The organism is Shewanella sp. Iso12 (assembly GCF_012030025.1).
Classification (GTDB): Bacteria; Pseudomonadota; Gammaproteobacteria; order Enterobacterales; family Shewanellaceae; genus Shewanella; species Shewanella algae.
Genome location: NZ_JAAUHW010000005.1, coordinates 59621 through 81410, shown reverse-complemented (window position 1 = coordinate 81410; position 21790 = coordinate 59621). Strand labels below are relative to the sequence as shown.

Below are 21790 nucleotides of genomic sequence, written 5' to 3'. Positions count from 1 at the left end.
CGTGCCACATACGAGTCTGTTTACCTCTAGTCTTTGGCAGGAATGTGAAACACTTTACCCGGCGCTGGAAAGCCTGCTGATAAAGCTGCAGGATGAACACGGCCTGATAGTCAACCTCTTGCTGCTGGCGCTGACCCTGGACAACAAAGGCGTTAGTCTCAACCAGGGCTCATGGGCCCAGCTCCACAGCGAAGTTGAGCAGTGGGAAAGCGGCATTCTGCGTCCCTATCGGCGGCTGAGACGCCTGGCCAAACCCAACCTGGGACAAGCCGAGTACCAACAGATGTTGGATGTCGAGCTGATGATGGAACGCAGAGGGCAGCAGTTGATATTGCACAAACTCAATGGCCTGCCTCGCAGCGTCACTGAAGACAAGCAACACAATCTCAGTACCTATCTGGCACAGTTCAACCTCAGCCCTCAGCAACATCCTGCTCTGCTGGCTCAGGCTTGAGCCTCCGGGCCAGCAAGCTGGCGTTGCGTGCAGTCAAACCATAAATACTCAGCTGTGGATTGGCTCCCAAACTGCTGGGGAATACAGAGCCATCCATCACCGACAGATTGCTGTAGTAATGCGCCTGGCCTTCGCTGTTCACCCAGGATAACTGCCTGTCTTCCCCCATGGCGCAGCCGCCCATCACATGCGCCGAAGCCACTATGGTCTTCAGTGGCGCCAGCGGCATCTCGGCAATAACCTGTTTGGCCTCTTGCCAGGAGGACAAAATTCCGGCGCCCTCATTGATGGGCATAACCTGCTCGGCGCCTGCGGCAAACTGCAGCTCGGCCATGCTGGCAAAGGCCCTTCTGGCGGCGGCAAACAAGGCCGGCGTCAGAGGGTAATCCAGGGCAGTGCCTTTATCTGTCAGCAATACCTGCCCACCGGGCAATTCCGGCGAAAAGCCATCCCGGATCAGGGCTATGGTGACCTGCAGATGATTGAACCAGGACATCAGCTCGGCATGCTGTGGCCCATAGCCCAGAGTTTTGGAGGCGATAAGCACAGGATGTACCGGCGGTACCTCCAGCTTATATCCTGGTTGACCAGTGGCCCCATCTTGCCAAACAAACTGATCCGAATATATCGACTGCGGTGCCCCGGAGTGGGCATTGATTGCCTCCCGAAAGCGGGCGCCACTGAGCACGGTTGGGTGTAAACAGGTCTGCTTGCCGAGGCGCTGATAGGGATCTGTCATTTGTGAGCGCAGCAGCAATGCCGGAGTGTGGATTGCTCCGGCCGCCACCACATAATGACGGGCGCGGATCATCAATTTGACACCTGTAGGCTTGTTATAGCCATCGAGCGCCTCGGCTCTAAGGGCAAAAACCCGCTCACCATGATGCTCGAAGCGTTCGGCGCGAACATGGCTGTATAGCTCTGCCCCGGCATTCAGGGCAGCCGGTATTGTGGTGACCAGCATGGATTGCTTGGCATTCACCGGGCAGCCCATGCCGCAGTACCCCGTGTTCCAGCAGCCCAGCACATTGCGTTTGATAACTGTGTAGTCCCAGCCAAGCGCGACACAGCCATCCCTGAGGGCCTGGTTGTTGCGGTTGGGATCTATCGGCCAGCGACTGATATTGAGCCTTTGCTCCATCTTGTCGAACCAGGGATCCAGCTCGCTGCGGGACAAACCTTTAACCCCAAGGCTTTGCCAATAATCCAAGGTGGCTTTGGGGGTGCGAATCGAAGTAGTCCAGTTGACTGTGGTGGAGCCGCCGACCGACTTACCCTGGAAAATACTGATCCCCTTATCCTGGGTCTTCATGGCCGCCGCTTGCTGGTAGAGTTCTGGATAGGCGCGGCGCTCCTCCATGACAAAGTCAAAGGATGACTTGAGCGGCCCGGCCTCCAACAGCAAGACTCTGAGCCCCGCCTGAGTCAATACTTCAGCCGCCGTGCCACCGCCGGCACCTGTGCCTATAATGACAACATCCGTCTCCAGTTCAAGATCCTCGGTCAAAGAGGCTCCATCTGTATGTTTCCAACCTGCGGCCAGCCCGGCCAAAATGGGATCAGCTATAGGCAAATGTGTCTCCAGTCGGGTATCAGAGTGCCAGTTTTGGCTTGTTATAGTTGAGTCTGTCCCAATGCTCAGGGCAGGCATAATAGCTTGCCATCAACAACTCTCTGAGACCGAGATAAGCTTGTTGCAGCAGCTCCATCCAAGAGCTGCGCCAGGATTCCAGCATCTCGACCAATTCATTGGGGCTGCGCAGCATCAGAGGCGTCATGCTGCCACTCAGCAAGAGTAAACCAAAGCGGTTCTCCAGGATGTCGAGCAGCTGTTCCAACTCCTGACGCTGGGCCTTAGGTAGCCATTTCAGGGTTTGATTGACCGCATCCAGAGTGCGATTGATGGCACTGCTTCTATGTTTGTTAATCTCCGGCAATGCCCCTTCCAGCAACACGGGGATCAAGGCACCAAGCAGAAGGTCATGAGGCTTTTCGTGCTCACTCAGGTTGGCGATTTCCTCCTCCTCATAGAGGCTGACACCCAATGCCAATGCACTGGTTCCCCCCAAAGCCCAAAGCAGAAACTGCCGTCTTTGCATGCCTGTCCTCCTGTCATTCCCCTGCACTCAGCTGTGCTGACATCTGTGTTACAATCCTGCCAATAACCAATTAACCACAGCAAAGTGCCCACGGCAATAGGCCATTTCGCAAGCGAGATCCCATGAGCAGTAGTTTTCGTCCGCCCTGGTGGGCCAGGAGCCCCCATTTTCAAACGATCATACCTGTTTTGACCAAGGTGGCAGGGCTACCACTGCGGCGTGAACGGCTGGAGCTGGAGGATGGCGACTTTATCGACCTCGACTGGCTCAAGACGCCAATCCCGGGTAAGCCCTTGTTGGTAATACTGCACGGGCTGGAAGGCAGCGCCGACTCCCACTATATCCGCCGCCTGCTTCGCGAGTGTCAGAAGCAGGAGCTAGCAGCCGTAGTGCACCATCACAGAGGCTGCTCGGGTGAAGACAATCGCCTGGCGCGCAGTTACCACAGTGGTGATACGGCCGATATCAGCCATAGCCTGCAAACCCTGAAGCAGCGCTATCCCCATTCGCCTCTGCTGGCGGTAGGTTACAGTCTCGGCGGCAATGTACTGGCCAAGTACCAGGGAGAATTTGCAGATAAAAGCCTGCTCAGCCGCGCCGCCGTGGTATCGGCACCGCTGGCGCTGGCATCCTGTGCCAAGCGGTTGGAGAAAGGCTTCTCCAAAGTTTATCAAAGTTATCTTATCCGCCAATTGCAGCAAAAAATGCTGCTGAAACTCGAGCGGGGCAACAGCCAGTTGCCGCTGAATGGTGAAGCCATCAAACGGCTGAACACCTTTTATGATTTTGACCATCAGGTGACTGCACCGCTGCACGGTTTCAACGGTGTCGATGACTATTATCAAAGGGCCAGCGCCTTGCCTTTATTGGGTAAGATAGCCAAACCGACCCTGATACTGCATGCAGCAGACGACCCTTTTATGACTGACGCCGTAATCCCTTTATTGGAGCATCTGCCCGCCTGCGTCGAATATGAGCTGCATGCCAATGGCGGCCATGTGGGCTTTATCGAGGGCGGCACACCGTGGCAGCCACGCTATTATCTGGAGCAGCGATTGCTGCGTTATCTGACGGAGTCAACCCATGCTGATACCCTATGAATCCCTGCTGCAACTGCCCAAGGAAACCCTGGATAATCTGATTAAGGAATACCTGCTTTCCCAGGTGGAAGACGGCAGTTTCGATGCGCTGGGTGACAAGGCGTTGGAGCAGGCCATCGGCAAGTGCCGCCTGGCGCTCAAGAGCGGCCATTTACTGGTAGAATTCAGCGAAGATGACGAGTCTGTTGCCATCCGCTCCCGCGAGGAGATCATGCGGCGTACCCCACTTGTCGACGATTGACCCGTCCCCCTGCATTCCTTTATAAGTAGTTAACTAAAGGTTAACGGGTCAGATAACCACAGCGTCGGCCTGCAGCCCAAGTTCTTTGAAACAGGTAGGAAAAATGTCTGCAAAACATCCAATTATCGCAGTGACAGGTTCATCGGGTGCCGGAACCACGACTACCACAACCGCCTTCAGTCACATCTTCAGACAACTGGGGATCAACGCGGCCATGGTGGAAGGGGACAGCTTTCACCACTATACCCGCGCCGAAATGGAAGTGATGATCCGCAAGGCCAAGGCCGAAAACCGCAACATCAGCTATTTTGGCCCGGAAGCCAATGACTTTGCCCGTCTGGAGAAGTGTTTTTCCGACTATGCCGGCACGGGGCAAGGGGAAACCCGCTCCTACCTGCATACCTTCGATGAAGCCGTGCCTTACAACCAGATGCCGGGTACCTTTACTCAGTGGCGACCGCTGCCGGAAGACACGGATATGCTCTACTACGAGGGGCTGCACGGCGGTGTAGTGACCGGCGAAAGCAATGTTGCCCAGCACGTGGATCTCTTGATTGGCATGGTACCCATAGTCAACCTGGAGTGGATCCAGAAGATCATTCGCGATACCTCTGAGCGCGGCCATACCCGTGAAAAAGTGATGGGCTCAATCGTGCGTTCGATGGACGACTATATCAATCATATGACGCCACAATTCTCCCGCACTCATATCAATTTTCAGCGGGTCCCTACGGTAGATACCTCCAACCCCTTCAGCGCCAAGGATATTCCCAGCTTGGACGAGAGCTTTGTGGTGATCCGCTTTCGCGGCATCAACAATGTCGACTTCCCCTATTATTTGAAGATGATCCAGGGAGCTTTTATGTCCAGGGTTAACACCCTGGTCGTGCCGGGAGGCAAGATGTCACTGGCGATGGAGCTTATTCTGACACCGCTGATCAAAGACCTGATGGATAAGCGCCAAGCCCTGCTGGAGCAGGATATTGAATAGGCTGGATGCAGATAAATTTTGGCTTCAGACTCGATTAAGTTTGATTTAAGTCTAAAGGGGTAAATTACAGTCATCGGGATTTCAGGCGAAATACTGATGGTTGACATACTCTTGGGGATAGATTCCCCCATCTTGATCTGTTTGTTCCCTCGAGTATGTCAACAACCCACCCTATTTTAGATGCCCATGATGGGCATTTTTTATTGCCCGAATTCGTGCTCCCCATGCAAGCGTCAGTTTCTTCCTCTGACATAAACACAATCAACCACAGCGAAAACCCCTGCGTTCAGCAAAGGGATTATCCGTATCGGCTTGAAGCATTCACAATGGACGTTATTCCATCAAGGGCACCACTTCACGGTAAGGCTTGTGACTGCGATAACTCTCCAGACGCTGCCGGAATTCAAGCGCCTTACTGAGATCCTGCGACTGCTCCAGCGCTGCAATGGCCTGCTGCTGAGTCGCTACTGCGGCGGTAAAATCCCCTAATTCGGCGTAAGCTGCCGCCAAGTTATCGAGATTGGTGGGGTCCTGATTGTTGTCTTCCAGTAGTTGCTTGGCAAGCGCCAACGCCCGACCACCATCGCGGTACTTGGCTTCGGGGCAAGTGGCCAGGATCCAGGCAGCATTACCAAGAGAGATGTCATCACCGGCCGAGCTGAAAAACGCCACAGCCTTGCCGCAATGGCGGTTAACCCCTTCACCACCTGAAGCATAGAGGAAACCCAGTCTGAACCTGGCCCAATGGTTGCCCTGCTCCGCCAACGGCAGATACCAACGCTCGGCCAGCGCCAGATCCCGCTGCATCAACTTGCCTTCAAATGCCAGATCTGCCAGGGTTTGCTGCGCCTTGGTTTCGCCCCCTTCGGCAGCCTTGGTCAACCAGGCGAGGCCGGCAATTTTGTCCTCGGCAACGAAGCGGCCGGAGAGATACATCAAACCTAGCAGGTACTGAGCTTCCACTTCACCATTGGCGGCATTGAGCTGAATATAGGCCAGTTTGCTGGCGGCAATTTCCTTGCTTGGCTGGGGAATGGCAAAGGCCTGTAACTGTCCGCTGAACAGACTCAAGGCCAACATGGCAGCCGCTGCAATTAAGGGAGACTTCACTCTGATACCCTTTGATAATCTATGCATACAGACTCATAAATTAGCCCGAACCCGGCGTGAAAGTCGAGGTCAATCCACCAATAAAACGCTAATAGTAGCTCTCAATGGGCTTGGCGAATTGTGAGCAAGGTGAAGAAGATGTGATTTAACCTACAGACTGGAGCGATTCCAGGGGCTTTTAATCTGTATTGGTTGACATGTATCACTAAAGTATCAGAATGATAACCAAGATTAGCGATTTAATTGCGTTGATTCACTCAGTCTAAACTAAGACCTGGTTCAAAGTTTACTCTTTGATATTGACGTAAAATCCTTATTTAGAATATCCTTACTTTCGTTTTAATCAATCGAGGAACATAGGCATGGCTCTGATTGGTAAGCCAAAACCAGATCCGACTTTGGAGTGGTTTTTATCACACTGTCACATTCATAAGTATCCAGCCAAAAGCACTCTGATCCATGCTGGTGAAGATTCAGACACTCTGTATTACATAGTAAAAGGGTCTGTTGCCGTATTGATTAAAGATGAAGAAGGTAAGGAAATGATCCTCTCTTACCTGAATCAGGGCGACTTTATCGGTGAACTGGGTCTGTTTGAAGAGCAAGCCGAGCGTACCGCTTGGGTTCGCGCCAAGCAAGCCTGTGAAATTGCTGAGATCTCTTACAAGAAGTTCAAGCAGCTGATCCAGGTTAACCCTGAGATCCTGATGAAGCTGGCCGCTCAAATGGCACACCGTCTGCAAAGCACCAGCCAGAAAGTGGGCAACCTGGCCTTCCTCGACGTGGCCGGTCGCATCGCTCAGACCCTGTTGCATCTGGCTAAACAGCCTGATGCCATGACACATCCAGACGGCATGCAGATCAAGATCACCCGTCAGGAAATCGGTCAGATTGTTGGCTGCTCCCGCGAAACCGTGGGCCGCATCCTCAAGATGCTGGAAGAGCAGAACCTGATCCAGGCGCACGGTAAAACCATAGTAGTTTACGGTACCCGCTAAGCCAGCTTCAGCTTGATTTAAGCCTGATTCTATAGAGTGGCCAAGGTAATAACCTTGGCCACTTTTGTTTTTCAGGAGCATCAATTGAGAGGGCTATTTTTCATTTGCTTTATTAGCCTGACTTTGAGCACTGCAAAGGCTGAAGTGGCCAGTCCCCACCTGGAACCCGATCACGATATCGCCAAGGAATTAGTGAAATCCGGGACGATCCTCTCCCTGGATGCCACTCTCTCTCAGCTACAATGGGTGTGCCATGGCAAATTGATTGACGCTCATCTCTATCAGAAAGAGGGTGAATGGCGTTATGATTTGCAGATAAAAGTCGAACATGGCCATATCGTCAGTCTGAGTCTGAATGCAGGCACAGGTTTACACGATGATCTAATCCCATTACCGAGCGAATGTCGTCCCAATGAAACTTCTACTCGTTGAAGATAATGCCCTGCTGGTTGAAGAACTGGCAAAACAACTAAAGCAAGCAGGCTATGTCACGGATGTGACCGACAAAGCCATAGAAGCCGACTATCTGGTCAAAGAAACCCAGTATGACTGCATCATTCTCGATATCGGCCTGCCCGATGGCAACGGCTTGCAGTTGCTGGAAAAATGGCGTCAGCAGGGGCTGACCACTCCTGTGATTATGCTGACCGCCCGCAGCCAGTGGCATGAAAAGGTTGAAGGCTTCAATGCCGGTGCCGACGACTATCTGGGCAAACCCTTTCACACCCAGGAACTGCTGGCCAGACTGCAGGCGATAATCCACCGCACCCATGGCCGTGCCACTGTGCCCGGCAAGCAATTGAACTTCGGTGGCGTCAGTCTGGATGAAGCCGAGCAGACTGTGACTGTCAATGGTCAACGTTTCGACCTGACCGCCATGGAGTTTCGCTTGCTGAGGATCTTCTTGATGTCACCCAAGAAGCTGCTTTCCAAGGCGCAGATCACCGACAAGCTGTACCAGTTTGATGATGAGAAAGAGAGCAATGTGGTCGAGGTCTATGTCACCCATCTGCGCAAGAAACTGGGTAAGACAGCGATAGAAACCCGTCGCGGCCAAGGTTATATCTTTCACGGCAGCCAATCCTGATGATGTCCATCCGCACCAAGCTGAGCCTGTGGCTGACAGCACTGGTGTTACTGAGTACCCTGATAGGCCTGGCGTTTATGGAATCCATGCTGCGCCAGGCATTTCACGACTCTATTATCAACCGCTTGCAGGAAGATCTGGAGCAAGTGGCGCTGGCCACTCACCTCAATGACGGTGAAATCCTGATAGATCAGAGCCTGCTTTCCGGCTTCTACAAACCCGCCTATTCCGGGCGCTACTACCAGCTCAATCTGCCGGATCGGGAGATCCGCTCCCGCTCCTTGTGGGATCAACGCCTGGAAATAGTGCAATTGGAGCCAGGGCAAACCCGCGCTTGGCAAACCAAAGGGCCACAGAATCACGACATTCAACTGTTGTCTTTGGGGCTGACCTCAAGTAGCAAGAAGATCAATGCCACCCTGACGGTTGCACAGGATCTCAGCATAGGCCGCAAGGTATTTACCGAGGTTTATGGCACCAAACTGAGTGTCAACCTGGCCATGTTGCTGGCGATGATCCTGGGGATATTTCTGGTATTGCGGCAATCCTTCAAGCCGGTTAAGCAGATAAAACAGGCGCTGGCCAAACTCAGGGAGGGGGAGATCAACTCGCTGTCGCTGGAGACCATTCCTCCCGAAGTCAAACCTCTGGCCGAAACCTACAACGAGCTGCTCGAATACACGAGTAACCAAATTCAGCGCAGCCGCAACAATCTGGGCAATCTCAGCCATGGCCTGAAGACGCCACTGGCAGTGATGCGCCAGCAGGTAGAAGCGCTGGGGCTGAAAGATCCCGATACCGCCAGGGCACTGGAGCAACAACTGGATCAGATCCACAAGATGATAGAGCGTAAACTGGCGGCGGCGCGGATCACAGGCGATATGCTGCCGGCGGCACAGTTGGTGCTGCCAAGGGATTTGGAGAGCCTGTGCCAGACCCTGGACAAGGTGCATAGACACAAGCAGATTAGCTGGCGCTTCGATATCAGTGATGGTATTCCCAGGCTACCAATCCACAGAGAAGACGGCATGGAACTGCTCGGTAACCTGTTGGACAACGCCTATAAGTGGGCCTCAAGCCAGGTGTTGGTGAGGGTGTGGCAACATCAGGGACTGGTGTATGTCAGCGTCGAAGATGACGGCCCTGGGGTGGCAGAGGAAAACATGCAAACCCTCACCCGCCGCGGCAATCGCCTGGATGAAGAGATCAATGGTCATGGGCTGGGGTTGTCGATAGTCAAGGATATTGCCGAGCAGTATCAGTTGGATATCGACTTCTGCAAGAGCCCGGCACTGGGCGGACTCAAGGTTTCACTGACCTTCAAGGCCTGAAGGTTAGCCTGGCTCCTCAAGGAGTCACTCAGACAAAAATAAAGAACCCAGCCTAGGCTGGGTTCTTTGTTATCAAGCTGTCAGGCCTTGGCTCAATCAAGCACAGGCAGGTAGCTCAGAGCCAGGCGGTCACGGCTCAGTTGACCATTGAGTATCTCACCCACAGTGCCGCCCTTGAGCTGCTGCGCCAGCAGTTCAGGAGAGGCCGAGGCGATAAACTGCTCCACTTCCTTAATGCGGGCAATCAGCGCCAGCGCCAACTTATTCTCGGCTGTCGCGGCGTAGATTTTACCGTTCAGGGACACTTGGGCCTGCATATCCAGCCCAGGGGCAGCCTGATGAATACCGACATATTCACGCCATACCCTGGCCTTCTGCTCACCCTGATAGTCGCTGTCGACCGATGCCAACACCACTTGTCTCAGCATCATCTGCAGCAGGTTGCTCTTGCCTTTGGGTTGACCATTGACGGTATCAAAGCCGAAGAAGCGTGATACTGTGCGGTCATAATTGGGCAGAGGCTCTATGCTCTGGCTGGCAAAATCGCTGTAGTAAGGCAGATACGTTTCCAGCTCAGGGCTACTGTTGCAGGCATCGGCAAACAAAGGCTTGCCATTGCTGACCAGATCCGGGCCATTACCCAGCGCCATGCGGCAAAGCATATCTTCGAACAGCTTGCCGGTTTGTGGCAGATCCACCAGCGCCTTGTGACCACGGCTGGAAGTCGATCTCGGAGTCGTGCGACTTACCAAGGCACGCACTGCCAGCAGTTTGTCCGGCCATACCCCAAGCACATCACGCTCGTTGACATAAGGATGGTTGGGCGAGCCTTCAGGCGCCTTGATCCCGTTCAGCAAACGACCGGCGAAGGTCACATCGGCGCTCAACATATCCCGGAACTCTTCCTTGATACCATAGTTGATGATCAGTTCCTTCAATGCCTCTGGAGAGTCGGCAAACCTGCTGATCACTTCACCCGGAGCAAACTTCATGGTCATGTCGGCGCTCTTGAAGCGATACTGTTCCAGCAACTTGGCAAAGTTGTACTGCTGTCTCAGGGCTGCCTGGCCATCTGCAGTACGGAAGGTGACATCTACCACAGCATCGTTCTCACCGGCAAGGCGCAGGAACAGGTCGGCCGCCTTGTTCATCGCCCTTTGGTTGGCACAATACCAGGCATCCTGGCCGGCTGCGGCTTTCAGCTGACAGTCGTTGGCGAAGAAGTTTTCCGGCAAGTCGAACAGCCCCTCGAGGAAGCTGACATCTTCAATAAACTGGCGGATCTCATCAAACTGACGTTTGCGGGCAATGGTGTAACCCAGGCTGTGGTCTTCATAAAGCGACTGACGGTTATGTCTCAGGTTACTGGTTTCATAGCTGTCCTGATATCTGTCGATATAGAACTGGGCGATGTCATCCAGGTTCTGACCGGCATCACTGCGGTTACAGTTGCTGTTGAGCGACACATGCTCGTCGGTACAGAAGGCATAGCTGCGCAGCTTGTGGTCGCGGGCAATGTTGTAGAGCGCACCGAAACGTGTCTCGCCCTGGATCACTCCTTTTTGCAGCTCATCACGACGCTTGGCATCTTCGTCTTTAAGGGAGACAAAGTCGCCGTTGTCGGCCTCAACTTCACGGGCATAACCGAAACGCAGCGCCGCCAGGTCATAGGGCTCAAAAGTGGTCGCAAAACGGTTGACGTTGTAGTCCATCTGGCTGGAGAACTCGGCGTTCACTTTCAGATCAGGATAACCGGCACCGGCAAAGGCCTGGTTCAGTGTTTCCATTTCCTGTTGGTTGAAGGTGTTGTCACCATCGCGGCTACCGGCGAAGTTGTGTCTCAGGCCGAAGTTGTGGCCCAGTTCATGGGTCAGGGTACCGGCAAAGGCCTGGGCGGCCAGCGCAGTGCTCAGGCTATCCTGCAGATCCAGGCTCAGCTTCTCGAATGCCTGCAGCTTACCGCCAACATCACCATTGACCCACAACTCGGCATTCTGCCAATCAATCTTGTGGTCCTTGACACCGGCCGGCAGCATTCTTTGCTGACCACCTGCGGCAAACACAGTGTCGACATGCATCAAAGTATGCTCGGACCAATAGTCACGGCTGGCTTCATCGAAGTCGGCCAAGGCGTTGAACTGCTGCTCAGCGGGCTTGAGTGGCAGAGCTGCCGGAGTGGCGGCGACCATCACATCGGCGGGCTTGTCCAGCGCCGCAGGCACAGCTTGCAATGTGGTGGAAGCCGCTGGCTTAACCACGGCTTGCTGATAAGGCACGCCGGTGAGCGCTTCGACCGAAGCCGCATCCAACTTGCCGCGGTTATAATCCAGCATCAGTTGCCGATAGTAACGCACCGCGCCTTGCTTGAGGTTGGAGCTGTATTGGTTAACCCTGGCGCTGACAATCTCCCCTGTCAGTGGGTTGGCTGCTGATGGACCGTAACCGGCCAGACCGTTATCCAGAGGCTCATCAAACAGAGTGATATGGTTATAACGCAGATCGCCATGGCGTTTATCGCCCGCCTGCTCCAGCTTAATCTGTGGCAAGCCGGTATGATAACGACTGTTGGCGATATTCATCGCGGTCACAGATTCGATAGCCGCATCCAGGAAAGGCTTGTTCTTGGCTTCATAGAAGTTGTTGGACAAGTAGTACACCAACTCACTCTTAGCCGGGTTGAAGCGGTTCAGGTAGGTACGAACATAGCCATCCACCCCTTCTGAGTCGGTTCTGTCCCGATAGCTGTGACTGGAGTTGAAGAAACCAAAGGTGCCCTTCTCATGCTCGCTGTAAGGAATGGGTTGATAATCTTCACTGGCCAGCTGATCCAGCGCCACTATGGAGATAAATTCCGTGGTGGTGAACGACAGATTATCCAGATTGCCACCGTAAAACTGATTGAAACACTGGCCCGATGCCTGATAGGTGTGTTCAATCTCGAAGTTGATCACGCCCTTGTCCAGGTCCATTTCATAGCCTTTGTAGGCTCCGGCATTGACCAGTTTTGGGGATTCAGTTTCGGTGACACACTCACCAAACATAAAGATATCGTTGATCCCCAGCTCGGCAATTTTGGTGTCGGCAAAGTCAGGCACAAAGAAGCGCTTGTCCTGCCAGGTCAGGTTGGCATCTGTATTGACCTGCTCGACGTTGATGCATTCACGCCACTTGTCTTCGGTACATCTGAAGTCTATGTACTCACCGGGGATGGTCAGTACCGGGGCCTGGTTGATGCCCTCCTGGTAGCGGCTGTCATGACCAAGACCTATGGCGTCCCGGTCCAACTGGCGAACCTGAATACCATTCTCTGTCTTGTGCAGGGTCACCAACTTGGGATCCCCCTGGCTGAAGCCGCGGATAGCGGCGGCATAACGCGGCGCCTTGCCGACACTGCGGATATAGAGGTATTGGCGCTCACCGGCCTTCTCTATCGAGTCGCTGCTAATCTGTTTCTCATCTTTGGGCAACTCCTTGTATGGTTCTTCTCCTGCCCCACATCCTGCGAGTGCCAGGCTGGCTGCTATCGCCAGGCTCAGACTTGACTTCTTCATTTAATCCTCTGAATAGATTGAGTTTATAGGTATTTTGTTACTGAGAAATAGAAGGTGGAGCTGCGCTTGTCATACAGCTCAAAGCCTTCGGAAGGCCCCAGTTCCGGGTGGTAGAAACGGCCGCTGTTGTTATGGCCAATGGCCAGTGTCCAACTCTCGGCAGGCATCCATCCCAGTTCCTGGGCAAAGGTGAATTGGTCATCCATACGACGACCACGGTAATTCTTCGACATCCGATAGCGGCCGCTGATATCCAGGTACCAATTACTGGCAAACTGCCAATAGGCATCGGCCACCAGATCGACCTGATGTTCAATCAGCACCCGCTCACCGGCAGTTTTGTACTTGTAGGCGTTGTACCTATATCTGGGAGACAGGTAGAAGCTGAAGTTGCCCTCAGGGCGATAGAAGAGATAAGCCGCCACTCTGGGGGCATACTCCAGCCTATCCAGCTTGGTGTAATGCGCCGCCGGCAGATAGACACCGACACTGCCCTTGAGCGACAGGGTATCGGTCAGGGAATAGAGTGGCGTTCGATACTCGAGCAAGGGGTCAAAAAAGCTCGACTCCTTACCGTGCAGCGTCTCTTTTTCACCGCCAAAGGTCAGCAGCACACTGCCCCAATCACTGTTGTAATCGACCCTGGCATCCAGACTATAAGCCCGATACGCATCGAAGGCCGACTCACTGTAGACATTGCGGGTATAAGATGCATTGAAATAGGCAGTCCATTCGCCGAATTCTTCCTGTTTGAGTTCAAACTCATTAACCGCCTGAGCTTGTCCCGCAAGCAATAGTAAGCCCAGCAAAGGGAAGCTCGTCTTTGCTTTTTTACTTTTTATTATGCGTGACAAGGCCAGATCGCGGTGATATTTACCGGATCTCATATTTAAAAGCCTTAATTTATTTAAAACGAATTAATCTGGAGATAATTCCAGTCTAAGAGGTACTGCCACGAATAGGTTTTACCCATTCAAGGAGTAATTGCGCCCAATAGGGCATCCAACCAAAGGAAAGTTGCGGGACACCCAGGTTGGGAATACGGGGCCCGCATAAGAACAAAATAAACCAACTGACTGTAATGGCTTTAAACACTTCGGCCAAGACGGCGTTATCCGCCAGTTTAACGGCCATAATACAAGGCAAGGAGAGTGAATAGATTGCCAACTGATTTACCGGTGACGCGTTCTGTTTGGCAATAGATATCAGCGTATTAACTTCTTCAAACTCATTAGATATCGCTGCATTAGAAAAAGACAAAAACAATAGCAAAGGCATGGCCAACTTGACCAAGCTCTGCAATTTACTATTCGACTTATTTCTCTTATTCATGTGATTTTCCGCCGCCCCAAACGGAATAGCGCCTCGATATTAGCTCGAATGCATTCAATACATATTGTTACTTATGTAAACAGCATAATCATGAAAAACACAGTGATCAACACCAACACTTAATGACTAGTCTAAATAGATTAAAAACTGGGTATATATCATAAAAAACATCATAAAAATAAATTAACCTTGGCAAATCAACACCAACATAAAACATAATTAAAACATTACAAAAACATTAATGCTTCACTATATTAAGCATGATGTTTTGTTTATTTACAAAAAAGCCTCCTTAATTAAGGAGGCCATTCTGTAACTAATTAAGCACTGTTACGACTTGACGTTGGTACTCTCAAAAATCTTATCTGCCGAGGCCGCAACAAAGCCGGTATAGAGTTCACCATCGGCTTTGGGATAACGCAGGGCAAATTCATAGAAACAACTGGGGATCTCTACCGTCTTGTCATCGAAGGCGACAGGGATTCTGTCGGCCATGGTGGAAGACTGTTCCAGCAAGACTTCAGCTGAACCTTTGATCTCACCGCCAACACTGTTGAGGGTAAACCCAGCCTCCTTGAGCGCAGTATTGACGGCGGCCAGGGTGCTGAATTCGGCCTGATGGTTCACAGACACGGTAAAGTGGTTGGCACGATAACCAAAGGCGGCAACCCAGGCAGCATACTCACTCTCGGCGAGCAGGGCTTGGTAGGTGTCATAGTCAAGCTGCCAGTGTCTGCCTGAATAAGTAAAGTTATCTGCGGTCAAGGCCTGGGTTGGGATCTGCTCAACCAAGTCGGCAACCCGCTGTTGCAACTCTGGGCTGAACTCTTCCACCAGCAGCTCAGAAATAAAGACCTTGGGCTGAGTCGGGTCCGGATGCTCAAAGTGCTTTGCCACCAGCTTTTTCTGCTCAAAACGATAATCGCTGCAAGCCACATAGCCCAGTGCTTCGAAATGGGCTGCCAGCACATCCAAGCCCACTTTGGGCAGATTGAATGTACGCAAGGCGATATGGTCGTTAATAATCGCCTTGCCTTGTCCCAACAGCTGGTGCACTTTGGCCGCCGATGGCGTCATCTTGATATAGTCCTGCCACATGGCATTGAACAGCGCATTGATATCTGTATGCATGGTTATTCCCTGTGTAATGCAGTTTGCCCAAAGGCAAATGGTATGTTCAAAAAAGGGAAGCGCCACTGCGCTTCCCTTCACTGTCAGAGGCTAAGTCCCGGACTCAATGCCTGTGGCAAACTCAGACCATCGGCCTCCATGGAAGCCACGGGATAAGCACAATAGTCGGCCGCATAGAAGGCGCTGGCTCTGTGGTTACCCGATGCCCCGACACCGCCGAATGGCGCCGCACCTGAGGCTCCGGTGATCTGCTTGTTCCAGTTCACTATGCCGGCACGAATCCGTGCCAGAAAATAGTCATAGTCTTCACGGCTATCGGCCAGCAACCCGGCAGAAAGGCCATAGCGGGTATCATTGGCCAGCGAAATCGCCTGGTCAAAGCTGCTGTAACGCACCAGTTGCAGCAAGGGTCCGAAATACTCTTCATCAGGTAGTTCAATCACCTCGGTAACATCAATCAACCCTGGAGACACCAGGCCGGTACCGCTCTCAATATGGGTTAGTTCCACCAGCGAAACCCCGCCGAGATTCTGCAGATTACGCTGCGCCGCGACCATTCCCTTGGCTGCTGCTTCAGAGATCATCGAGCCCATAAATGGCTGAGGTTCGGCATTCCAGGGGCCGACAGCTATCGCTTTGATTGCCGCAACCAGTGCGGCAATCAAAGCATCGCCCTGCTCACCTTTCTCTATGTAGAGACGGCGGGCACAGGTACAACGCTGGCCACTGGAGATATAAGCAGATTGAATAATTTCGTGCACAGCCGCCTTGATATCACTGATCCCTTTGACGATGAGCGGATTGTTACCGCCCATTTCCAGGGCAAGGATCTTGCCCGGATGACCGGCATACTGCTGATGCAGCAAGTGGCCGGTGCGGGAGCTACCGGTAAAGAACAGACCATCGAGCTGAGGATGTGAAGCCAGCGCTTTGCCGGTTTCCACTTCGCCCTGCACCAGATTGATGACCCCGGCGGGCAGACCGGCTTTCTCCCACAGCTTGAGCATCAGCTCAGCCACTTTTGGCGTCAGTTCCGATGGCTTGAATACCACGGTATTGCCCGCCAGCAAAGCCGGTACTATATGACCATTGGGCAGATGCCCAGGGAAATTATAAGGCCCAAAGACCGCCACCACGCCGTGGGGCTTGTGTCTCAGCACGGCCCGCCCGGCAGGCAGTTCATTTTCAGTTTCACCGGTACGCTTGTGATAAGCCGCGACCGACAGACCAATTTTGCCTATCATGGCACCCGCCTCGGTGGCCGTTTCCCACAATGGCTTACCGGTTTCCTGCGCTATGGTGTCGGCGATTTCCGCCTTATGGGCTTCCAGCTGATCGCGATAGGCCTCTATCACCTGCAGGCGGCCGTCAAAGCCGAGCATAAACCAGTCAAACTGTGCCTCTCTGGCGGCTGCAACGGCAGCTTCTACTTGAGCCGGGGTAGCGGCATTACCCTGCCACAGGGTTTCGCCGTTGGCCGGGTTGCTTGAACTCATTGCCTGGCCTTCGCCAGCGAGCCATTGGCCCTTGATAAATTGTGTCATTATGCTGTTCCTATATTGCCAATACCCTGACCGATTGCCCGTCTGCCACCAAGAGTGCGGCGGCCAACTCGCTCGACAGGATCACTTCTTCACTGTCGTCTGTCAGCGCCAGCTTGGCCGAACCGGCACGGTAGTCTGCCAAATGGGTGTTGGAGAGAATAAAGCTGTCCTTTGATTGAGGCATATCGCCGATACGCACCGTCAGCAGGCGACTCTCGCGCACGGAGCGAATGTCCGCCAGGTTGCATTCAACCGTGGGGCCACCATCAAAAATATCCACATAATTGCGCCAGCGGAAACCTTCCGCCTGTAACAGGCTCAGGGCCGGGCGTGTATTGGTGTGCACTTCACCGATAACCTTCTGCGCCGCTTCGGGCAACAGGCAGACATAGACAGGGCTGCGAGGCATCATCTCGGCCATAAAGGCCTTCTGCCCCAGACCTGAGAGGTAATCGGCTTGAATAAAGTCTATGCCGAGGAAGTTTTGCTGCAGCCAGCCGTAGAAAGGGGAATTACCGTTTTCATCACTGACCCCGCGCATCTCGGCGATAACAGTTTCACCGAACCGATTGGCATGTTGGGCCAAAAACAGAAAGCGGCTGCGTGACAGCATGCGGCCATTGTTGCCCTTGCGGTAGGAGTCTCTCAGAAACAGGGTGCAGAGCTCGGCGGCACCTGTGTAGTCATGACACAGGCTGAGGGTTTCAACCTCGTTACGCACTTCTATCTGCGACGAATGATAAACCTCTGTGCCCAAACGGTAATGGTAGAAGGCATCTTCCATTCCCACCGCGGCTTCCAGACCACAGGTGCCCACGACCTCCTGGGTCTCTATGTCTTCCAACACCATGAGGTAGCCTTCATCAAAAGGCGTTTCCACCGCCTTGGCGAAAGAAGCTTCCGAACGGGCAATCTTGCGGGTCAGCAGCTCATCATTGACCGGCAGCGAGGTGAATCCATGGCCCGATTCTTCGGCGATACAGCGCAGCGCCGGGAAATCTGAGGCTCGGATAGGCCGTATGATTAACATGGTTAAATCTCCACTCATCCACAGTTGCTGCTCCGTCGGGCCGGCCCGTCAGAACAGCAGCTGTGAGTCTATTGCGCTAAGAGGGCCTGGGCCCACGGGGATCAGGCGGCAACCACCTTGGCGACCGCTTTTTCAAAGCGTGCCAGACCCTCGGCAATATCACTTTCAGGGATGATCAAAGAAGGAGTAAAACGAACCACATTGGCACCGGCCATCAGTGTCATCAGGCCATTGTCGACCGAGGCCAACAGAAACTCACGGCTGCGTCCCTGATACTGTTCATTCAACACGGCGCCGAGCAACAGTCCCTTGCCGCGCACCTCGGAAAACACCTGGTACTTGGCATTGATTTTTTCCAGGCCATCACGCAGCAGTTGCTCACGACGCTTAACGCCCTGCAGCACTTCGGGGGTATTGACTACATCAAATACCGCGTTGCTGACGGCGCAGGCCAGAGGGTTACCACCATAGGTGGAACCATGAGTGCCCACTTTAAGATGAGCGGCAATCTTGTCAGTGGTCAGCATGGCCGCGATGGGGAAACCGCCGCCCAGAGCCTTGGCAGTGGTGAGAATGTCCGGCACTATATCTGTACCCATGTAGGCATACAGCTCGCCGGTACGGCCAACGCCGGTTTGCACTTCATCGAACACCACCAATGCATTGTGCTTGTCGGCCAGTTCACGCACCTTGGCCAGAAACTCTGGAGTGGCGTTTATGATACCGCCCTCACCCTGCAGCGGCTCCAGCATGATGGCGCAGGTCTTGTCCGACACCGCGGCTTCCAATGCGGCAACATCGTTGAATGGCAGGTGTGTGATCCCCTGCGGCTTGGGGCCAAAACCATCTGAGTAGGCGGCCTGGCCACCTACGCTGACGGTAAAGAAGGTTCTGCCGTGGAAGGCCTTGTCGAAGGCGATAATCTGATCTTTTTCGGCGCCGAAATTATCCAGAGCATAGCGGCGGGCCAGTTTCAGGGCCGCTTCATTGGCTTCGGCACCTGAGTTGGCGAAATAGACCTTGTCGGCAAAAGTGGCGTTAACCAGTTTGGTCGCCAATGCCAGTGCCGGTTCATTGGTCATCACATTGGACAAGTGCCAGAGTTTTTCGCCCTGCGCCTTAAGCGCCTCAACGGCGGCTGGATGACAGTGGCCCAAACAGTTAACTGCAATACCACCGGCAAAGTCGACATACTCTTTGCCTTCCTGATCCCAAACACGACTGCCATCGCCACGAACCGGGATAACGGGTGACGGTGCATAATTAGGCACCATGACTTCATCAAACTGGGCACGTGTCAAATTCATGTTTACACTCATTCCTTCTCATCCTTTGTGTTGTCGGCGGCTCTGTCGGCCACCGTTTTAAGCAGTTAATCTTTATTTTTTGTGAGTAAAACTGCACTTACTTGTGTTGCTTAGGTGTCATTATTAGCGAAATTGTGATCAAAATACCAGTTTGATCAATATGCAGGAGCAATGCCTTGGCCTATAAGTGCATAAAGATCTGAGTTTGAGAATTAAGCAGGCAAATATCTGCCGTTTAACGGCATAAATAGTCACAAAAAATCTCAACTGACACCGAATTCGTTAACTATTCACCTATTTTGAATAGTTAACAACAATCATAACAGTAGATTATTGCGTATAAAAGCAGCGATTTGGCCCCTGGCTTCCATGGCCTCGGGCAAGAGTTCAAATAGTGGAAAGACATGGGGCATATTGAGGTAGAAACCGGCTTCTATCCGGCCTCCGTCGCGCAATACCGCCTGTTGCAGGCGCTCGGCATCCTGTAGCAGCAGCTCACGGGTACCGGCCAGCAGCAAGATGGGCGGCAAGTCCTTAAAGCAACCATAAAGCGGCGAAACCCGCTCAGACATGGGGTTACTACCGGCGAGATACGCCCCTCTGAGTCTGAGCAGTGATTCAATGGTGAACAAGGGATCGTCGGCCGCCAGAATACGCTCGGTATCACCTGTGATGCCGAGATCCAGCGCAGGAGAGAGCAACACGCAGGCTCTCGGCAACGGCAACTCGAGCTGTTTCAGCTGCAACAACAGGCTCAAGGCCAAATTGCCTCCGGCAGAGTCGCCCATCAGCACCAGTTTGCCCGGGTCACAATGCTCAAGTGTCATCCGATAAGCTTCCAGCACATCATCACAGGCTGCCGGAAACGGGTGCTCCGGCGCCAGACGATAATCGGGCACATAGCAGTCCGCCAGACTGCGCCGCATAATATCGGCCAGGAAACGGGCATGGGCATGGGGAGTCTTGAAACAGAAGCCGCCGCCGCGAATATAGAAGAGGCTGACTTCTCTTGGCTGCGGCAGCTGGTAATGGATGAGTGGCGAGTGGCTCAGCGGCCAGTGCTCGACCTTGAGTTCCTGCGGCCAGCCCAACCAGCGGCGATCCATCTCCAGTAAGCGCCGGCGAATGCCGCACAGAGGCACTTTGGCACTGCCGCGACTGACCGATGGCCGCGCCACGTAAGTTAACAACCGGTTCAATACCGAGGCTTGCCAACTGGGCATAGCTCCTCCATGGAAGGCCTACAGGCTCCGCAACGGCTTAAAGCAGCTCGGGTTTGCGGTAATTCTGGCCTTTGAGACGAATGAGTTCCTGTTCCGTGAGCTCATGATACGCCATCATGATCCGCCTGTCCCTGAATTCCAGTTGCCGCATCTCTTCCAGTAAAAAACACTTGGCAAAACAATCTGCTTTGGCCAGCACTGCCGCATTGGGTGACAATTGGCTGAACCCCAGGGCCGTGTCCCGCTCCTTGAGCAGAGTCACCATGGCCGCATCTGCAAACCCAAGCTGGGCCGGCAGTTGCCAATTGAGTGACAACGCATGCTGCTTGACCAGGGAATAGACCAAGGCGGCGGGGAAATCACACAGGGCGATGGCATCATAGAGCGCCTTATCCCTGTCGCTGCTCGCCTCCCTGAGCCATGAGCCGCGCAACTGCTCAAACAGCTTGGCGCTCATGGAGAGCAGCACTGAGATCCCCAGTTGCTGCATCAAGGAAACCGCGTACAGCATTGGGGCATCCAAGTCATGCAACTTGGCCAGGGTTCTGGCGGCAATGCCCTGCACCTGAGAGAAACGCCATAGCTTGCGCACAGTCCAAAGCAAACTGGCGTGGCCTGTAGGCAGCCAATGACGACAGGTGTAGTAAGGGATCAATACCCGCAAGTGCTCAACACCTATATAGCTGAGCACCAGCTTGAGATCTGTCAGTTGCACATCCAGATTCTGCGGCCTGCGGGCCCTGAAGGAGGGGCTGTTCACCAGAGAGCTCAAGTCTCTCACCAGCCAACTCTGCTCGGCAACGACCGGACGAAGGCGTGCCAGATCAAGCCTTGGGTGCTGCAATAATTCCAGCAGCAAGATCTGTTTATCTGTGATGCCTGATAAGCGTGTCACATCTTCGATGGAAGCCAGACGGTTGCCAAGCTCAGCCGCCAGGGTATCGGTCAATTGAGCCGATACTCTTTGATAAAGCGCCTTGGCCTGTTGCTGCCTGGCGAGCCGCTCCAGAGTCGCCTCGCGCTCAACCTCAAGCTTGAAGGCCACCGCCTCCAGCTCAGGTTCAAGCTCATCGTCACCACTGTCAATGCGTTGCTTGCCCAGTATCAACTGCTGATACAGACGCTGCTCTATCTCTATTACACTGCCGGGTTTGACCCCACCCGCTACCGACAAGCCCAAAATGTTGCCTTCCTGCCACGCCCGCACCCGGGCCCTGTGTTTTTATGTTAGTCCCTTTAGGGTTATATATATAGCGGTCAC

At 53.4% G+C, this 21790-nt stretch carries 20 protein-coding genes; 8 read left to right on the top strand and 12 right to left on the bottom strand.

Going from position 1 to position 21790, the window contains the following annotated elements:
- The first annotated feature begins 1 nt into the window (after position 1).
- Positions 2-454 (top strand): DUF2390 domain-containing protein, encoded by a 453-nt coding sequence (locus HCX89_RS11165; protein WP_025011297.1) that lies wholly within the window; start codon positions 2-4, stop codon positions 452-454.
- Here the strand turns inward: HCX89_RS11165 and HCX89_RS11160 are convergent.
- Together HCX89_RS11160 and HCX89_RS11155 are read right to left on the bottom strand one after the other, a co-directional pair.
- On the bottom strand, positions 414-2027 hold the full coding sequence (locus HCX89_RS11160) for a GMC family oxidoreductase (RefSeq protein ID WP_167716071.1): 1614 nt from the start codon (positions 2025-2027) through the stop codon (positions 414-416). The genes HCX89_RS11165 and HCX89_RS11160 overlap by 41 nt on opposite strands.
- Before the next feature lie 19 nt (positions 2028-2046).
- A complete protein-coding gene (locus HCX89_RS11155) occupies positions 2047-2553 on the bottom strand; it encodes a hypothetical protein (protein WP_025011298.1) in 507 nt (168 codons plus the stop codon).
- Between the two features lie 122 nt (positions 2554-2675).
- Here HCX89_RS11155 and HCX89_RS11150 point away from each other — a divergent pair, with 122 nt between their 5' ends.
- From HCX89_RS11150 to HCX89_RS11140, 3 genes are all read left to right on the top strand, one after another.
- The gene (locus HCX89_RS11150; protein WP_167716069.1) at positions 2676-3653 is read left to right on the top strand and encodes a hydrolase; all 978 of its coding nucleotides are present in this window, start codon (positions 2676-2678) and stop codon (positions 3651-3653) included.
- Positions 3637-3894 carry a YheU family protein gene (locus HCX89_RS11145; RefSeq protein ID WP_025011300.1) on the top strand — a complete coding sequence of 86 codons (258 nt, stop codon included), beginning with the start codon at positions 3637-3639 and terminating at the stop codon, positions 3892-3894. Before HCX89_RS11150 ends, HCX89_RS11145 begins: the two co-directional genes overlap by 17 nt.
- A gap of 103 nt (positions 3895-3997) precedes the next feature.
- Positions 3998-4885 carry a phosphoribulokinase gene (locus HCX89_RS11140; protein ID WP_025011301.1) on the top strand — a complete coding sequence of 296 codons (888 nt, stop codon included), beginning with the start codon at positions 3998-4000 and terminating at the stop codon, positions 4883-4885.
- A gap of 333 nt (positions 4886-5218) precedes the next feature.
- Here the strand turns inward: HCX89_RS11140 and HCX89_RS11135 are convergent, their stop codons facing one another.
- On the bottom strand, positions 5219-5965 hold the full coding sequence (locus HCX89_RS11135; protein ID WP_093982085.1) for a tetratricopeptide repeat protein: 747 nt from the start codon (positions 5963-5965) through the stop codon (positions 5219-5221).
- Positions 5966-6357: 392 nt separating this feature from the next.
- Between HCX89_RS11135 and crp the strand changes: the two genes are divergently transcribed.
- The 4 genes from crp to HCX89_RS11115 all read left to right on the top strand — a co-directional run bounded on the left by crp (position 6358) and on the right by HCX89_RS11115 (position 9411).
- Positions 6358-6993 carry a cAMP-activated global transcriptional regulator CRP gene (gene crp, locus HCX89_RS11130; protein ID WP_025011303.1) on the top strand — a complete coding sequence of 212 codons (636 nt, stop codon included), beginning with the start codon at positions 6358-6360 and terminating at the stop codon, positions 6991-6993.
- 144 nt (positions 6994-7137) lie between these two features.
- A complete protein-coding gene (locus tag HCX89_RS11125; protein WP_223828894.1) occupies positions 7138-7425 on the top strand; it encodes a PepSY domain-containing protein in 288 nt (95 codons plus the stop codon).
- Entirely contained in the window at positions 7406-8080 is a 675-nt protein-coding gene (locus tag HCX89_RS11120) for a response regulator transcription factor (protein ID WP_025011305.1), read from the top strand. The genes HCX89_RS11125 and HCX89_RS11120 overlap by 20 nt, the downstream gene beginning before the upstream one ends.
- A complete protein-coding gene (locus HCX89_RS11115) occupies positions 8080-9411 on the top strand; it encodes an ATP-binding protein (RefSeq protein WP_025011306.1) in 1332 nt (443 codons plus the stop codon). Before HCX89_RS11120 ends, HCX89_RS11115 begins: the two co-directional genes overlap by 1 nt.
- A gap of 92 nt (positions 9412-9503) precedes the next feature.
- Here HCX89_RS11115 and HCX89_RS11110 read toward each other — a convergent pair whose 3' ends face one another.
- The 9 genes from HCX89_RS11110 to HCX89_RS11070 all read right to left on the bottom strand — a co-directional run bounded on the left by HCX89_RS11110 (position 9504) and on the right by HCX89_RS11070 (position 21709).
- Positions 9504-12962: a zinc-dependent metalloprotease gene (locus tag HCX89_RS11110; protein WP_145839652.1), complete on the bottom strand. Its 3459-nt coding sequence runs from the start codon at positions 12960-12962 to the stop codon at positions 9504-9506.
- Positions 12963-12985: 23 nt separating this feature from the next.
- Positions 12986-13849, bottom strand: coding sequence for a hypothetical protein (locus HCX89_RS11105; RefSeq protein WP_025011307.1), 864 nt, complete (start codon positions 13847-13849; stop codon positions 12986-12988).
- 52 nt (positions 13850-13901) lie between these two features.
- Positions 13902-14294 carry a hypothetical protein gene (locus HCX89_RS11100; protein WP_167716067.1) on the bottom strand — a complete coding sequence of 131 codons (393 nt, stop codon included), beginning with the start codon at positions 14292-14294 and terminating at the stop codon, positions 13902-13904.
- A gap of 330 nt (positions 14295-14624) precedes the next feature.
- Complete coding sequence (locus HCX89_RS11095; protein WP_167716065.1) at positions 14625-15425, bottom strand: DUF1338 domain-containing protein; 801 nt, start codon at positions 15423-15425, stop codon at positions 14625-14627.
- 83 nt (positions 15426-15508) lie between these two features.
- On the bottom strand, positions 15509-16969 hold the full coding sequence (gene astD / locus HCX89_RS11090; RefSeq protein WP_144438401.1) for a succinylglutamate-semialdehyde dehydrogenase: 1461 nt from the start codon (positions 16967-16969) through the stop codon (positions 15509-15511).
- 10 nt (positions 16970-16979) lie between these two features.
- Positions 16980-17999 carry an arginine N-succinyltransferase gene (gene astA, locus HCX89_RS11085; protein WP_167716176.1) on the bottom strand — a complete coding sequence of 340 codons (1020 nt, stop codon included), beginning with the start codon at positions 17997-17999 and terminating at the stop codon, positions 16980-16982.
- Between the two features lie 101 nt (positions 18000-18100).
- Entirely contained in the window at positions 18101-19318 is a 1218-nt protein-coding gene (locus tag HCX89_RS11080; RefSeq protein WP_028779706.1) for an aspartate aminotransferase family protein, read from the bottom strand.
- A 305-nt stretch (positions 19319-19623) separates the two neighbouring features.
- Positions 19624-20529, bottom strand: a complete 906-nt coding sequence (locus HCX89_RS11075; protein ID WP_096141991.1) for an alpha/beta hydrolase — start codon at positions 20527-20529, stop codon at positions 19624-19626.
- Positions 20530-20566: 37 nt separating this feature from the next.
- Positions 20567-21709 (bottom strand): HDOD domain-containing protein, encoded by a 1143-nt coding sequence (locus tag HCX89_RS11070; protein WP_167716063.1) that lies wholly within the window; start codon positions 21707-21709, stop codon positions 20567-20569.
- Positions 21710-21790 lie beyond the last annotated feature (81 nt).

Bases quoted from the DNA above. Each gene is read 5' to 3' on its own strand.
- HCX89_RS11155 (WP_025011298.1), bottom strand. From the start codon at position 2,553: ATGCAAAGACGGCAGTTTCTGCTTTGGGCTTTGGGGGGAACCAGTGCA.
- HCX89_RS11150 (WP_167716069.1), top strand. From the start codon at position 2,676: ATGAGCAGTAGTTTTCGTCCGCCCTGGTGGGCCAGGAGCCCCCATTTT.
- HCX89_RS11145 (WP_025011300.1), top strand. From the start codon at position 3,637: ATGCTGATACCCTATGAATCCCTGCTGCAACTGCCCAAGGAAACCCTG.
- HCX89_RS11140 (WP_025011301.1), top strand. From the start codon at position 3,998: ATGTCTGCAAAACATCCAATTATCGCAGTGACAGGTTCATCGGGTGCC.
- HCX89_RS11135 (WP_093982085.1), bottom strand. From the start codon at position 5,965: ATGTTGGCCTTGAGTCTGTTCAGCGGACAGTTACAGGCCTTTGCCATT.
- crp (WP_025011303.1), top strand. From the start codon at position 6,358: ATGGCTCTGATTGGTAAGCCAAAACCAGATCCGACTTTGGAGTGGTTT.
- HCX89_RS11120 (WP_025011305.1), top strand. From the start codon at position 7,406: ATGAAACTTCTACTCGTTGAAGATAATGCCCTGCTGGTTGAAGAACTG.
- HCX89_RS11115 (WP_025011306.1), top strand. From the start codon at position 8,080: ATGATGTCCATCCGCACCAAGCTGAGCCTGTGGCTGACAGCACTGGTG.
- HCX89_RS11110 (WP_145839652.1), bottom strand. From the start codon at position 12,962: ATGAAGAAGTCAAGTCTGAGCCTGGCGATAGCAGCCAGCCTGGCACTC.
- HCX89_RS11105 (WP_025011307.1), bottom strand. From the start codon at position 13,849: ATGAGATCCGGTAAATATCACCGCGATCTGGCCTTGTCACGCATAATA.
- HCX89_RS11100 (WP_167716067.1), bottom strand. From the start codon at position 14,294: ATGAATAAGAGAAATAAGTCGAATAGTAAATTGCAGAGCTTGGTCAAG.
- HCX89_RS11095 (WP_167716065.1), bottom strand. From the start codon at position 15,425: ATGCATACAGATATCAATGCGCTGTTCAATGCCATGTGGCAGGACTAT.
- astD (WP_144438401.1), bottom strand. From the start codon at position 16,969: ATGACACAATTTATCAAGGGCCAATGGCTCGCTGGCGAAGGCCAGGCA.
- astA (WP_167716176.1), bottom strand. From the start codon at position 17,999: ATGTTAATCATACGGCCTATCCGAGCCTCAGATTTCCCGGCGCTGCGC.
- HCX89_RS11080 (WP_028779706.1), bottom strand. From the start codon at position 19,318: ATGAGTGTAAACATGAATTTGACACGTGCCCAGTTTGATGAAGTCATG.
- HCX89_RS11075 (WP_096141991.1), bottom strand. From the start codon at position 20,529: ATGCCCAGTTGGCAAGCCTCGGTATTGAACCGGTTGTTAACTTACGTG.